General features: G+C 64.4%; 13 protein-coding genes. 6 read left to right on the top strand and 7 right to left on the bottom strand.

Annotated elements, in window-relative coordinates; all coding sequences use genetic code 11:
* The first annotated feature begins 167 nt into the window (after positions 1–167).
* On the top strand, positions 168–803 hold the full coding sequence (locus Spa11_RS02455) for a hypothetical protein (protein ID WP_145106762.1): 636 nt from the start codon (positions 168–170) through the stop codon (positions 801–803).
* A 9-nt stretch (positions 804–812) separates the two neighbouring features.
* On the opposite strand, the gene Spa11_RS02450 is transcribed toward Spa11_RS02455, so the two are convergent.
* On the bottom strand, positions 813–1,409 hold the full coding sequence (locus Spa11_RS02450) for an anthranilate synthase component II (RefSeq protein WP_145106759.1): 597 nt from the start codon (positions 1,407–1,409) through the stop codon (positions 813–815).
* Positions 1,410–1,617: 208 nt separating this feature from the next.
* Here Spa11_RS02450 and Spa11_RS02445 point away from each other — a divergent pair, with 208 nt between their 5' ends.
* The 3 genes from Spa11_RS02445 to Spa11_RS02435 all read left to right on the top strand — a co-directional run bounded on the left by Spa11_RS02445 (position 1,618) and on the right by Spa11_RS02435 (position 4,081).
* Complete coding sequence (locus Spa11_RS02445; RefSeq protein ID WP_145106754.1) at positions 1,618–2,805, top strand: M20/M25/M40 family metallo-hydrolase; 1,188 nt, start codon at positions 1,618–1,620, stop codon at positions 2,803–2,805.
* Between the two features lie 234 nt (positions 2,806–3,039).
* Positions 3,040–3,324, top strand: a complete 285-nt coding sequence (locus Spa11_RS02440) for a (2Fe-2S)-binding protein (RefSeq protein ID WP_145106749.1) — start codon at positions 3,040–3,042, stop codon at positions 3,322–3,324.
* Positions 3,325–3,463: 139 nt separating this feature from the next.
* The gene (locus Spa11_RS02435) at positions 3,464–4,081 is read left to right on the top strand and encodes a DUF4254 domain-containing protein (protein ID WP_145106742.1); all 618 of its coding nucleotides are present in this window, start codon (positions 3,464–3,466) and stop codon (positions 4,079–4,081) included.
* A 29-nt stretch (positions 4,082–4,110) separates the two neighbouring features.
* Here the strand turns inward: Spa11_RS02435 and Spa11_RS02430 are convergent, their stop codons facing one another.
* From Spa11_RS02430 to Spa11_RS02405, 6 genes are all read right to left on the bottom strand, one after another.
* Positions 4,111–5,541: a hypothetical protein gene (locus Spa11_RS02430; protein WP_145106739.1), complete on the bottom strand. Its 1,431-nt coding sequence runs from the start codon at positions 5,539–5,541 to the stop codon at positions 4,111–4,113.
* Positions 5,542–5,663: 122 nt separating this feature from the next.
* Positions 5,664–6,845 (bottom strand): glycosyltransferase family 4 protein, encoded by a 1,182-nt coding sequence (locus Spa11_RS02425; protein ID WP_145106729.1) that lies wholly within the window; start codon positions 6,843–6,845, stop codon positions 5,664–5,666.
* Positions 6,842–8,179 (bottom strand): nucleotide sugar dehydrogenase, encoded by a 1,338-nt coding sequence (locus Spa11_RS02420; RefSeq protein ID WP_145106716.1) that lies wholly within the window; start codon positions 8,177–8,179, stop codon positions 6,842–6,844. The genes Spa11_RS02425 and Spa11_RS02420 overlap by 4 nt, the downstream gene beginning before the upstream one ends.
* A 109-nt stretch (positions 8,180–8,288) precedes the next feature.
* Positions 8,289–9,191 (bottom strand): glycosyltransferase family 2 protein, encoded by a 903-nt coding sequence (locus Spa11_RS02415; RefSeq protein ID WP_145106709.1) that lies wholly within the window; start codon positions 9,189–9,191, stop codon positions 8,289–8,291.
* Between the two features lie 17 nt (positions 9,192–9,208).
* Positions 9,209–10,189: a polysaccharide pyruvyl transferase family protein gene (locus Spa11_RS02410; RefSeq protein WP_145106703.1), complete on the bottom strand. Its 981-nt coding sequence runs from the start codon at positions 10,187–10,189 to the stop codon at positions 9,209–9,211.
* 20 nt (positions 10,190–10,209) lie between these two features.
* Positions 10,210–11,727: a lipopolysaccharide biosynthesis protein gene (locus Spa11_RS02405; RefSeq protein ID WP_145106700.1), complete on the bottom strand. Its 1,518-nt coding sequence runs from the start codon at positions 11,725–11,727 to the stop codon at positions 10,210–10,212.
* 266 nt (positions 11,728–11,993) lie between these two features.
* Here Spa11_RS02405 and wecB point away from each other — a divergent pair, with 266 nt between their 5' ends.
* Together wecB and Spa11_RS02395 are read left to right on the top strand one after the other, a co-directional pair.
* Complete coding sequence (gene wecB, locus Spa11_RS02400; RefSeq protein WP_145106697.1) at positions 11,994–13,136, top strand: non-hydrolyzing UDP-N-acetylglucosamine 2-epimerase; 1,143 nt, start codon at positions 11,994–11,996, stop codon at positions 13,134–13,136.
* Positions 13,137–13,477: 341 nt separating this feature from the next.
* On the top strand, positions 13,478–14,212 hold the full coding sequence (locus Spa11_RS02395; RefSeq protein ID WP_145106694.1) for a TerC family protein: 735 nt from the start codon (positions 13,478–13,480) through the stop codon (positions 14,210–14,212).
* The last annotated feature ends 49 nt before the right edge of the window (positions 14,213–14,261 follow it).

Below are 14,261 nucleotides of genomic sequence, written 5' to 3'. Positions count from 1 at the left end.
AGCGGGACGTGCGGGTCGTGACGGCGGTAAGCTGTTTCACCCCGGGGTTAGCGAGCCGCTGGCGCCCGTCCAGCGGGTAGAATAAGGCAGCGGCTAAATGGCGAATCCATCTTGGCGCCAACGCCGCAATTCCTCTCGCACGACGCCCCACCCCGTCGCCGCAAGCCATGACCAACACCAACTCGGCCATTACTTCTGCAGCCGTTGCCGCGTTCGCACTGTCGCTGCCGACCATGGCTTCCGCCCAGTCAGTGCCAGTCGGCGGGGGCCAAGTGAGCCTCCCGGTGGCGGCGGCTGCCGCGTCCGATTCGGCGATGCGTCAGATCCGGACCGAGTCCGTCGGCAGCGGCTACACCGTCGAAGCCATCAAGAATGGCATCATCAACCAAAACCGTGCATTCGGGGCTTCGACCGGCTTTTTCCCCGTAGCGACGGCTAATTCTTCGCTGTCTTCCGGCCCGGTAAGCAGCGGGCTGGTCGGCGGGAGCAAGCCGTTCTCTGGATTGCAACCGAGCTCGACGGTGAGCCCCTACCTGAACCTGTTCAACCAGGGCCCTACGGGGCGTTCGCAGACGCTCGATAATTACAACCTGCTAGTGAGGCCGATGCTCGATCAGCAGCGGACGAACTCACAGATGCAGCGTCAGCAGCAGCAAATGAACATGAAAGTTCAGGCCATCTCTGCCCGGCCCGATTTCGAGGCCGCTGGCTCGCAGAACATCATTCCCACCGGCCACCAGACCGGCTTCGGATACTACTCGCACTTCTATCCCGGCAAGAACATCAATCGCCGCCAGAAGTGAGCCGCCGCTTTAGTTGACTTCCAAGAACCGCCGCAAAAGGTCGGTCCCTTGGTAGGTCAAGAAGCTCTCGGGGTGGAACTGCACGCCGTAGAGCGGCCAGTCGCGGTGTTCGACGGCCATGATGACGCGTTCAACGCCGCCCTTCGCGGCGGGGTCTTCGGTCCACGCTGTCGTGCGGAGGCAATCCGGCAACGTGTCGGGCTGGATCACGAGGCTGTGATAGCGCGTCGCTTGGAAAGGGTTCTCGAGGCCCTCAAGAAGCACGCCCCCTTCGTGGTGGATCTGGTCGGTCTTGCCGTGCATCAGGCGGCCGGCGCGGACCACCTTGCCCCCCAAGGCCTGACCGATCGACTGGTGCCCCAGGCAGACGCCTAGCACCGGCACGCGACCGCCAAAGCGGTGGATCGCCTCGACCGAGACGCCCGCCTCGGTCGGCGTGCAGGGGCCCGGCGACACGACGACCCGCTCGGGGTTCATCTCCACGAGCTCGTCGATCGAGTATTCGTCATTCCGCACCACCCGCACGTCGATCTGCGGGTCGATCTCGCCGAACCGCTGGACGAGGTTGAACGTGAACGAGTCGTAGTTGTCGATGACCAGGAGCATGGGCGTCTCGTGTACGGCGCGGAGGGCGTCATTGGCCCCCGATCGTATCTGGCCCTCGGTCATTGACCGGGGGCTAAATGGGAGTGGCGGCCTTTCAGTAGAATCCGTCGCGGCGGGGATGGCGAGCCGGGAGCGTCGGCGACCGGAGTGACGCGCCGCACCGAGCCGGGGTTCGCACAACCGCCGCCCTGCGGTCCAATAGGCCCCTATGAGCACCCAAGAACTCGCCGTTTCCGACGCCGAAGCCCTCGACCTCGTCTGCCAGCTGATGGCCATCCGCGGCCGCGGCGGGGAGGAAATGGGCGTGATGGAGTTTGTGGGCCGCAAGCTCACCGAGGCCGGCGCCGGGCCCGACCCGCTGATCTTCGATCACGCCAACCAACGCAGCGAACTGGGCGGCGGCATCGGCAACGGCATCCTACGCCTGGAGGGCGACCCGGCGCTCGGACCGCGGCGGTTGCTCATGGCCCACACCGACACGGTCCCGGTGTGCCTCGGGAGCCAGCCAACCGTCGAAGGCAACCTCGTCCGCTCGGCCGATCCGACGACGGGCCTGGGGGCCGACGACCGCTCGGGGACGGCGGTGCTGCTCACCACGGCGATGGCCCTCTTGCGGAGCGGCGCGCCGCATCCGCCGCTAACGTTCCTCTGGACCGTCCAGGAAGAGGGGGGGCTGCACGGGGCCAAACACGTCGATACGAGCCTGCTGGGGGAGCCCGCCCACTCGTTCAACTTCGACGGCGGCGACCCCGCGAAGCTGCTCATCGGCGCCACCGGGGGCTACCGGATGTGGGTCCACGTCCAGGGCTACCCGAGCCACGCCGGCATCGCGCCGGAGAAAGGCGTCAGCGCCGTGGCGATCGCCTCGATCGCTATTGCCGACCTCGTAGAGAACGGCTGGCACGGCTTGGTCGTGAAGGGAGATCAGACCGGGACCTGCAACATCGGCACCGTCGAGGCAGGCGTCGCCACGAACGTCGTCGCCGAACACGCCAAGCTGCACATCGAGGCCCGCAGCCACCTCCCCGGCTTCCGCGCCCAGATCGTCGCGGCGATCGAGGCGGCGTTCCTGCGGGCGGTGGACAAGGTTGTCAGCAGCGAGGGCCGCCGCGGGTCGGTTACTTTCACCGGCGGCGCGGTCTACGAATCGTTCCGACTGCCGGATGAAGACCCGTCGTTGATAGAATTGGAACGCGTCCTCCGCAGCACTGGCGCCGAACCGCGGCGGGCGATCTCCAATGGCGGGCTCGACGCCAACTGGATCACCTCTAACGGCATCCCGACGATCACCCTCGGCACGGGCCAGCACGACATCCATACCGTGGACGAGACGCTGAACATCGCTGAATACCAATTGTCGCGGCAGGTGGCGTGGCGGCTGGCGACGGGGCAGTGAAGTTTGGTGGGGCGAGTCCAACAGGGACGCACTGGTGGCTCCGACGCCACGGGGGGCCATCGCTTGCTCAATGGCTTGAATTTGCGACCGGCCAACGGATCGATACATTCGTCCACTCAGGTCGAGATCGTGCGTTAGATTGCATCCTGGGCGATCTGGCGCGGGTCTGAGGGGGAGCATCTCAGCGAAGCCGTCACTCATTCCGCCATCCGAAATCCCCAATCTGAAATCGCCTTGAATCCCGACGACGAGCTCTGCCTCTGCTTCCACGTCACCCGGCGGAAGGTCGAGAACTACCTGCGGCTTGAGCGGCCGGCGGCGCCGTCGCAGCTAGCGGATTGCTACGGCGCGGGGACGGGCTGCGGGTGGTGCCGCAAGCTTCTGGTGAAGCTCTTCGAGGCGCACAAGGCAAAGGCCGAGGCAGAACTACCCGACGCCGCCGAGCATGCTAGCGGCCGCGGCGAGTACGTGCGCGCGGGAAAGGGGACGCCGCCGGCGGGGGCGACGCCGGTGATCTGAAAGGGGAAAGCGGAAAGGCGAAAGGGGAATGCTTGGCTACCGTCATTTCCCATTCGCCATTCCCCTTTCGTCTTGTCGTAAATCGCCTCTTCGGCGTAAGGTCTGCGCCCCGCAACCGCTCTCCGGAAAGGATTCCGACATGCCTCTCGATAGCGCCACGATCGTCCGCCAGGTCCTGCAGCTTCACGCCGACGCCGTTGAGCGTTGGCACGGCCAGCCGCTCGACAATCCTTACACGGGCCTGTTGGGCGTGGTCTGCCAGCAGCACCAGTACAATTTTCAGCTTTGGCACGAAGAGGACATCGCTCGGCGGACGGACGTCACCGACGCCCAGATCGCGCAGGTGAAGCGGAACATCGACGGCTTCAATCAACGCCGCAACGACTGGATCGAGCGCATCGACGAGACGCTGCTCGAGATGCTCGAGTCGCAAGGCGTTGCCGCCCCCGAGTCGGCGCCGCTGAACACCGAGACGCCCGGCTCGGCGATGGACCGGCTGTCGATCATGTCGCTCCGCGTCTTCCACATGGAAGAAGAGCTGGCCCGCCCCGACGCGACCGAGGAGCACCTCTCAAGAGTCGAGCCGAAGCGGCAGCGCTGCGTGCTGCAACGGGCCGACCTGTCGAACTCGCTGCAAGAGCTCTTGGGCGACATCTTCGCCGGCAGCAAGCGGTTGCGGGTCTACCGCCAGATGAAGATGTACAACGACCCGACGCTCAACCCGCAGTTGTACAAGACGCAGCGGAAGGCTGGTTGAGGCGGAGGCCGCCTCGCTGCTCTAGGGCGTCAGTCCGCTTGCAAAGTCTGGCGGCCTGCGCCGGGCGCGACGCCAGAGTAGGAGCCCATCCAGCGCTGCCAATCTTTAGCGGAGCGAAGAATCGGGTAGTCCGCGATGTGACCGGTGCGGGGATAGATCAGCTTCGTTCCGAACACCATCCGCGCAATCCAGGCCGTTAAGAGCACGAGGATCACGGATTGGACGATCTGCATCCCCATGAGTCCGATGCAGCCGCGAGTCCAACCGATGAGCTGCGAGCTCATCGCGACGAGCCCTCCGATAAGGAGAGGGTTTCCTGGACGGCGCACAAGCAGTTCGTCGTAGTAGCGAAGGAATGCCCCCATCATAACGGCGTAGAGGATCAGCACTGGAATCCCGCCGTCGTAGTAGCACTGGCCAACGACGTTCAGCCCGAGATTAGCGGTCGTTCCGCGGAGGCCGAAGTAATTGACGAGGTGCAGACCGACGCTCTCGGGCTTTTCTTCCCACATCGATCGTGGGATCGGGTTGGTGACCATCAGCCACAGCGAGGCGAGGGGCTCGACCTCCATCTGTCGTGAGCCGTCGTTCAAAAGCTGTATCACTGACAGCGCGCACTCGACGGAGTCCTGCCCCATAAATCCCTCGGACGACCCGCCCTTCTTGATGGCGTTGGGGAGCGCCATCAACACCAAGCGGGCGCGATCCACCGCGTTGGTCTTTTCGGAGAGGTCCGCATGCCGCACGGCGCCATAGCCCGCAAGGACTGGCACGACGACGGCGATCGCGACGCCAACGGTCGTCAGGATTTGCGAAGTTGGCTTGTATCGCAGCCAGACCCAGTACATCGAGACCGGCACCGCGGCGAGCATACTCATCAGGTATCGCCGCGAGCCTCCGACCGCCACCGAGGCGCCCACCGCCACCGGGATCGCCATGATCAGCATCGCGAGTAGCAGCATGTTGGTGCGGTCGCGAAACCACGCCACCGTTAGTACCGCAACAGCAATTGCCGGCGCCACAAGGCTGAACTGCATCATCAACTGGCCGATGAACGGGATCGGGATCGGCACAATGATGCCCACGATCAACGACATCAGCCCAATTGCGATCAGCGGCGCAGTGACCGAGGAGATCTCGGGCCAATTCAACAACGTATTCCCGGCCAGCCGCCGGGGCGCCTTAAAGGCGTAGTACGTGAGCGAAGCCGTGCCATAGAACAACACCACTCCGAGGTAATACAGCAGGTAGGTGCTGCGCGACAAAGACGGCAAGTACTCTTGAAACGTCGCAGCGCTCAAGCCCGACATGCCGTTGAAGACGAAGGCCCCGACCAGGAAGAAGTTCCAGGCCGTGAAGATGTCGCTCTTCCGCCGCACGATCGGCACGATGATCATCAGGGCGATGACCACCGCGAACGCGGCGCTGAAGACGTACAGGAGTTTGTCTTGGGCGTTCATCGGCTTATCGCGGGCTGCCGCGGGTCGGCGGCGGGGGTCTAGCTGAGTCTAGCCCAGGAGACGGCGGGCGCTCGGATTCGGTTTGAGACGCTTGAACGGGGCTTGGGGTTCCCAACCCTCCTTCACGACATCCCCCGCTCGATCGCTGCGACCATCCCGTCCACCATATTCCGGACGTTGTACTTCTGTTCGACCGTCCGGTAGGCCCCCTCGCCTAGGTGGTCTCGCAACGATCGATCGTCGAGAAGTCGGCCCAGCTTCGCGGCGAAGTCCGCCGGGTCTTCCGTCCTGTACGCCAACCCGTTGGCTTCGGGACGCTCGGGGTCGGGCTGGAAGGCGACGATCTCCGGGCCGTGGCCCGTCAGGTTGTCGTTGGTCACCACCGGCAACCCGTAGCCAAAGGCGTGCAACAGACTCAGCCCGATAGTCGACGGGTAGGCGAACGCCTCCGCGGTCAGAAACCACGGCGCCAGTTCGTGCTGATCGTAGATCGGCCCGACGAGTTGGAAGTGGTGTTCGACGCCCGCCTCACGAATAAGGCCGCGCACCCGCTCCTCTTCGGCCCCACCACCAACCAGCACCGCCAGCACGTCGGGGTGCTCCCCCTTCAAGAGGCGAACCGCTTCGATGAGCAGGTCCAAGCGGTTCTCAGGCGTCAGCCGGCTCACGAACAGCAGCACCTTGCGCCCGGCGACGCCCTGCGCTTGTTGGAACGCGGCGAGTTCGTCGGGACGCGCTAGCCAGTACTCGCGGGCGGCGCTGATCGCTGTCTGGTCGAGGGCGTTAGGCGCTACGAAGACCCGATCCGCTGGGACGCCGTAGTCGATTGCGGCTTGGGCGTTCACGTCGTCGTAGAAGAGCAGCGCCGTGGCGTTACGCGTCATCCGATTGCGGTTCCAGCGGCGGAGGAAATTGTCCCGCTTGGAGACGCCATGCCCCCACAGAACGACCGACTTCCCCGCACGGCGAGCCCGCCGCAGCGCTGGCGCCAGCGACAAGTAGCGGGCGTTCCAGCCGAGGACGATCGCGTCCGCGTCGTCGCGGATGGCGGCCTCGATCTGCGCGGCGTGCCACAGCACTTCTTGGCCGGCGAGGCTCCAGGTGCGGATCGGCTTGAACTCAGCGGCGAAGCCGTCCGGCGTCGCGTTGCGGATCGCCTTCTGCTCGCCGTACCAGACACGAAGGTCGATCTGCGGCCGCGCCGCTAGCTCGCGATAGACCGCTACACGGTACGACGCCAGCGTCGGCTGGACGACGATTGTTCTGATCGGAACGCCGGTCGTCTTGTCATCGGGGGTCGTCATGCCTTCCAGACCCGGCCCGCCGGCGCCGTAACTCCGGCCGTCACGTTGCGAGTGTCAACGATCAACTGCGCCGAATCCACCAGCACCTGCGGGTCGAAGGCCGTGTGGTCGGTCACCACCACCGCGCAGTCGAGCGACTTGAGATACTCGGGCGAATACGGTTGCGCTTCGAGCGGCAGCACGTTGTAGCGTCGGGCGTCGGGGAGCGTGGGAATCTGCGGGTCGCAGTAGCTGAGGTCGGCGCCACGCGCGTGCAGCAGCTCCATCACCTTGTAAGCGGGACTCTCGCGCGGGTCGTCGATGTCTTTCTTGTAGGCGACGCCTAAGACGCCGACCTTGCTTCCCTTGATCGGCTTGCCGACGCTGTTGAGCGCCTCGCCGACGCGTGTCACGACGTACGCGGGCATCGAGGAGTTGATCTCGCCGGAGAGTTCGATGAACTTCGCCGGCAGCTCGTGCTTGCGGGCGACCCACGAGAGATAGAACGGGTCGATCGGGATGCAGTGCCCGCCGAGGCCCGGTCCGGGATAGAACGCCTGGAAGCCGAAGGGCTTGGTCTTTGCCGCGTTGATGACCTCCCAGACATCGATGCCCAGACGGTCGTAGATCATCTTCAGCTCGTTCACCATCGCGATGTTGACGCTGCGATAGGTGTTCTCGAGGATCTTGCAGGCCTCGGCGATCTCGCAACTTGAGACGGGGACCGTCTTGGTCATCGCTTGCTGGTAGAACAGGTCGGCGAGCTTGAGGCACGTCTCGTCCATGCCGCCCACGACCTTTGGGATGGTGCTGGTCGAGAAGTCCTTATTGCCGGGGTCTTCACGCTCGGGGCTGTACGCGACGAAGTAGTCCACGCCGAGCTTGAGGCCCGACTTGTCGAGGATCGGCACGACCACGTCGCGCGTCGTGCCGGGATAGGTTGTGCTCTCGAGGATCACGAGCTGGCCCGGCCGCAGCGCGGCGGAGATCGCCTCGGCGGTGGACTCGACATACTTGAGGTCCGGGTCGCGGCTTTCCGACAGCGGCGTCGGCACGCAGATGAGTAGCACGTCCGACTCGGAAAGCCGCTTCATGTCGGCCGTCGCCTCGAAGCGTCCCTTATCGAGCCAGCCCCGAATAATCTGCGGGCGGATGTGGGCGATGTAGGTCTCGCCGCGGTTGAGCTTCTCGATCTTCTTCGGATCGACGTCGTAGCCCATCGCCGAGTAGCCCGACTCGACATAGGCGTTGATGAGCGGCAGCCCGACGTAGCCCAGGCCGATGATGCCGACCCGGGCTTCTTTGGACTGGATCTTCTTTTCGAGCTGATCGGCTTGGGAAACGGCGGCGGTCATGTTGGCCTGCAAGGAAGGGGAGATGCCGTTGACGGTATCGTGTCCGTTTACTGTATCGGGGCAGTCGGTGATCGAACTAGCGAGCGTTGGAGGGTGGTCCTGGGGAGAGTCACGCCAATCGGCGGCGAACCTCGTCCAGCGGCTGAGGCCCGCCCCGGCGGAGCCACTCGAAGGTCTTGAAGACCTTCTGCGAGGGGGCTTGGCGACTCGCCAGGTCGGTGAGCCCTAGCCAGTGCCCCGCGGCAATTCCGCGGAGCGTCGTCAGAGGGAAACCAATTCTCAGTCCGAGCTTCAGCAGGTTCCAAGTCCTAACGACGACGTACAGCGGGATCGATCGCCAAGGTAAACGCCACCAGCAGAACAACATGGTGTTCCGAGCCCGGTAGTAGACGGCGGTCGATTTCATCGGGTGTGGCGCCTCGTAGTGATGAACCGGCGTCGCTTGCGCCATCGCGACGACGTAGCCTGCGGCGTAGAGGCGGATGGCAAGGTCCATCTCCTCGCCCTGTCGGTACAATCGAGCGTCGTAGCCGCCGAGCCGATTGAAAACGTCGCGACGCATCGCCACGACGCCGCCACGGTACTCGGCCGTCGCGTAACGCCGATCATCACTCGGCGGATCGGAGAGCACTCGCGGTCCCTTACGCACGTCGATGCTCGGGAACGTGACCGCTGCGATATCTGGCGCGTCAAAGGCGGCGACAACGCGAGACACGGTGTCGTTTGCCATCAGCTCGATGTCGTCGTCGATTGAAATGACGATGTCGCCCGTTGCGAGTTGCCCGCCGCGGGTACGCTGCCCGATCAGACCGACGTTCTTTTCGACGCGGTCGATACGCACCTGGGGGTAGTGCTCGTGTACGTATTCCATCGTGCCGTCGCTCGACGCGTCGTCGAGAACGAGCACCTCGCACGGGTAATCCTGGCGCAGCACCGAGTCGAGGCAACAGCCGATCTCGGCCTTGCGGTTGTAGGTGGTGACGAGGACGGTGACGCTCGGTGATCCAATCATGGGTTGAGCGGCGATCGCTACGCCGACTTCTCCTCTGGGTCGAGAGGATTGTCGAAGTAGCGTACGCAGTCCATTTCGGTCATCGATTGCTGATAGATTCCACTGATTTTTGCGTACTTGCGATCGCCGCCGACCATGACCGTTGGCTTGTCGAGCAACGCCGCGAGGATCCCGACGTGCAACCGGGTGGTGACAACGGCGGCGGCATCGGTGATCAGGCTGAGAAATCGGTCGAACGACACGATGCTCTGTTGACTGATATCGATCGGCACAACGGGAACATCCTTTGGGGAAATACCGAGCGATCGCTCCGATTCTTCGACCGCCCAACGGTAAAATGACGTGTCGGTGCGGCTACGCATATGAGACGAAAGCTTCACCCGGCGTTTCAGCCACATTGGAGCCAGCCGCTTGAGCGTCGAGGGGGCCCGCACCGTCGCTTCCGGCTGGCCGCCAAGGGATTCGGCGTCACGGCGTTCTACGATCAACAGATGTCGCGCCCGGGTGCGGCTCTTCAGCGACTGCAGCCAGTCGGTGTCCCTGAGATGGAACGCCGTGTCGTCATCCAACCCGAGCAGCACGCGCGGCCCCCAGGCGACTGCCTGCGCTCGCTCGAGCGACGGGCGTTCCCGCGCGAAGAGAACTGTGGCGCCTGGACGGTGGTTAATGCGATCCACGAAGTCAGATGCTTCGAACGAGAGCGTGCTCGGGAAGATGACGAGCGGCTTCGCGGCGAGGCTCCCTTCGTAGTAGCGCTCGAGCTCGCAGTAGGCGCCTCCCCAGACCGACGACAGGCCAGCGCCGCCCACGACGAAAATTGCGTCCGCTTCCTCCGGCGTATCGACAATGCGGCAACCGGCGCGCCGGCATGCCTGCTCGGCCCCCATGACAATGAGAGCGTCGCCATGATTGCCGTGGAGTCGGTCAAGATAAACCGGCCGTCCCGCATAGGGGTTTAGCGTCTCGACCAACGAGTTCAGTAGCTTGGCTGATTGCATCTGCCCGTATGGAGTCGGTGTCAAGAAATTCCGCTCAGCCGTCGGCGCGCGCCCTGGACAGCTTCCCACAGGCGGCGGCGCTCTTCGGCATCGAATACTACGATGTACGTCATAAAGGCCGAGACCAAGGCAGTGCCTGCCACAACTAACACCAGACGTGTTACAGTTGGCTCAAGCAGACCAATCAGCAATGCCGACACGATGGCGACGCCGGCGGCAACTGAGGCCCATGGAGCAAGGACTGAAGAGGCCCAGTCGCGAGGCGTCAACGCGGCGACGTCGGAATACAGCATCACCCGCATAACGCCATGCCCGATTACTGCCAGCATGGCGGCCATCGGCAGTACCCATACCGGCGCGCCAGAGATTGCCGCCGCACACCCTGCCGTGAGGGCGACAAGATCGATGCCAAGCACCAATGCCTCGTGGCGCGCAACGCGGCCGTCGGCATGGATCGCCGTTAGGTGTCCTATCGAAAGGTCTTTTAACGCAATCCAGCCGACCAATAATCGCGCCATGGTGACCATGTCGTCGGGCGCTTCGCCGATCCAATAGGTCAAGATCGTACGCGTCTCAAACAGCAGCGGGCCGGCGGCGATTAAGGTTCCGATCGAGATCAGCTTGCTGGAACTAATCGCCAACTGCCGCACATGCTGGGTCTTCCCTCGCCCTTGGGCCGAGATCGTCGCAGGCCGAACAGCCCTGTAAACGGCCGAGCTAAGGTTGTTTTGGTAGAGTGCAAGCTGCAGACCAACGTTGTAGCTCGCCGTCTCCGCGGCGCCGTACAGCGTATTGATTGCGACTTGCACGCCCTGGGTGCGGAGTTTCCATCCGGCCAATCCCAGGGTTATCCATGCCCCCATAGCCGCAATGAGACCGACGCGTGTCGGCGTTGTCGGGCGGCAAGCAGAGTAGCGGATTGTGCACCAAGCCAAAACGAACATAGTCGGAATCCCGACCGCGATAGTCGTGTACCGGGCGTAGTCGACAATCGTCGGCCCTACCTTCCACAGCAGCATCGCCGCCGCGCCGAATCGGGCGATCGATTCCAGCATCTCGAAGCCGGTCAAGAGGGCAATTGACTGTCGCGCGATGAGGTAGGACCTGTAAGGAGCTTGGGCGATGACGAAGGACGTCATGACGCCGATCCAGACCAACGCTGCCGACAGTCGATCGGCGTGCGGAGGCGCTGCTTGCAGAGGCGCGGATAACAACGGCGCTGCCGTGAAGATTACAGCCGCGAAAACAGCCGCCGCAGCCAATGAGAGCGTCACGAAGGTGCCGGAGACCTTGTGGACTTCGTCGGCGTCCGCCGCGCCAATCGCGTAGGCGATGTGCCGCTGGGCGCTGGAGCTGAACGCTTCAAGCAGCACCGGGAGCAGCATCACCACCGCCAGCGCCGCCGCATAGGCGCCGAAGCCTTCGCGACCCAATTCCTGGTAGGCAATCCTCGTCGTCCACAGACCAAGCACCACACTCGCCGCCATCCGGGCGAAAGTGGCGCCGGTATTTAGCAGCAGGAGGTTGGCTTGGTTCAACGTAAGCGACGCCGGCGATAGACGGGGGAAAGGCGAGAGAGACGGTGCGCGAGAGCCGCCATAGGACGAGCCGGCCGCTAAGCGAGTTCCATTCTCCCCCGCTCCCGCACGTCCCGCAACGGAACCCCGGCGGCGGGGACCCCTGCCGAGGACGCCCCAGCCGGCCCAGCCCGCACATCCGGCCCAAGCGAAACCTTCTCCACGAGGCCCCAGCAGCGTCCGGCGTTGGGTTAGACTTGGGGGCCCCTCCCTCCCCCACGACCGCCATGAAGCACCGCACGCTCGTCCTGATGGGCACCCGCCCCGAGGCGATCAAGCTCGCCCCCGTCATCGCCGCTCTGGAGGCCGACGACCGGTTCGAGCCACTCGTCGTCAACACGGGGCAGCACCGCGAGCTCATCGATCAGGTGATCTCCCTGTTCGGCCTGCGGGTTGATCGTGACCTGGCGGTGATGCAGCCGAATCAATCGCTGGCGTCGCTCACCGCTCGGCTGCTCACCGCGATCGACGACGCCCTGGTGGCGCTCGACCCGAAGCTCGTGCTCGTTCAGGGCGACACCTCCACGGTGCTCACCGGGGCCCTGGCCGCGTTCTACCGCCGCGTGCCGGTCGGGCACGTCGAGGCGGGCCTGCGGACCGGCAACCTGCAATCGCCCTTCCCCGAGGAGGGCAACCGCCTGCTCACGACGCAGCTCGCCGCCCTGCACTTCGCGCCCACCAACGAGTCGCGCGACAACCTGCTCCGCGAACACATCGACCCAGCGTCGGTGATCGTCACTGGCAACACGGTGATCGACGCGCTGAAGATGGAGCAGCGTCGTCAAGAAGACCCCGCCGTCGGCGTTGAGCTCCGGAAGACGCTGTGTAGTGTCGGCGGCGCCGACCTCTTCGAGGGGCCGATGGTCCTCGTCACCGGCCACCGCCGCGAGAACTTTGGGACGGGCTTCGAACAGATCTGCGAGGCGATCGCGACGCTCGCTGCACGGTTCACCGACACGAAGTTCGTCTACCCGGTCCACCTCAACCCGAACGTTCAAGAAGTCGTCCACGCACGGCTCGGCAATCTGACGAACGTGCGGCTGTTGCCGCCGCAGCCGTACAGCGAGTTCGTCGCGCTCTTGGCCGCGAGCCGCGTGGTGCTGACCGACTCGGGCGGCGTGCAAGAAGAGGCGCCCAGCCTTGGCAAGCCGGTCCTCGTGATGCGCGACACGACCGAACGCCCCGAAGGCGTCGCGGCCGGCACGGTGCGGCTAGTAGGCCCGTTCGCCGACAAAATCGTGGCGGGCGTGGCGGAGCTGCTCAGCGACGAAGCCGCGTACCGCGCGATGGCGGAGGCTTCGAACCCGTATGGGGACGGGCAATCCGCTCAGCGGATTGTGGAGGCGTGTGCGCGGTATTTAAGGAAGTGAGCGGGCGACGCGTTGCCCTAGCGCCCTCCGGGAGCCGACGCTTCCCGGCTCGCAGGCGGCCGCGTCGGTGGGGCGGACCGTTCGGCGCTGCCCTCCGCGATCGACTTCATGCGAGCCGGAAAGCGTTAGCTCCCGGAGTTCGGTTGTGAAGGGAATACATGGCCGCCTCCAGACGTCACCCGCCGCTAGCGCCGACGGCTCTTGTGGTCGCGGGGCGACCGGCGCCGGCTTTGCTCTCTTGGGCCCGCTAGCTCTCTTGGGAAGGGGGCCTGTCTTCGCTTACCATCTGGCGGCTGGCTTCATCCTGCGCCCGATTCGCCCCCATCTCCGCCCCACCGATCATGCCCGACTATCTCGGCACGCTGCTTTTGCTCCTCGCGCTCGAACTGGTGCTGGGCGTCGACAACATCGTCGTCATCACGATCATTGTCTCGAAGCTGCCCGAAGCGCAGCGGAAGGTGGCGCGAATCTTGGGGCTAGGGCTGGCGCTGGTGGCGCGGCTGGCGATGGTCGCCGGGTTCGGGTTTATCCTTCAGCTTGAGGGCGACGTCATCAATGGCATGTCGGTCCACGACCTGATTCTGTTGGCGGGCGGTGGGTTCTTGCTCTGGAAGGCGGTGCGAGAGATCCATCACACCGTCGAGATGATCGAGCACCACGGCGAGGACCGCGCTTCGCCGAAGGGAGCGTTCTGGTCGGCGATCGCGATGATTGTGGCGCTCGACTTGGTGTTCGCCCTCGACTCGGTGATTACGGCCGTGGGGCTCACCGATAACATGTACGTTATTTGGGCGGCGGTGATTCTGTCGTTCGTCGTGCTCATGTTCGCGGCGGGGCCGATCGGCGAGTTCGTCATCAAGAATCCGACGTTCAAGATCCTCGCGCTGTCGTTCCTCGTGACGATCGGCGTCGTGTTGGTGATGGAGGCGTTCCACATCGAGGTGCCGAAAGCGTACATGTACCTGCCGATGGGCTTCGCGACGCTAATCCAGCTGTTGCAGTGGCGGCTGGCGACGAACCAAGCCCGCAAGCGGGAGCGACTGAAGGCGAAGAAGGAAGCGGCCGCCGACGCCTGACGGCGCGGGGTTTGCCCCAACCCCGTCAAGAACGCTTTACGCGGCCGCC

The sequence above is a fragment of the Botrimarina mediterranea genome (genome assembly GCF_007753265.1).
GTDB classification, from domain to species: domain Bacteria; phylum Planctomycetota; class Planctomycetia; order Pirellulales; family Lacipirellulaceae; genus Botrimarina; species Botrimarina mediterranea.
The sequence above is the reverse complement of the archived record's forward strand: the minus strand, read 5'-3'. Positions and strand labels throughout refer to the sequence as shown.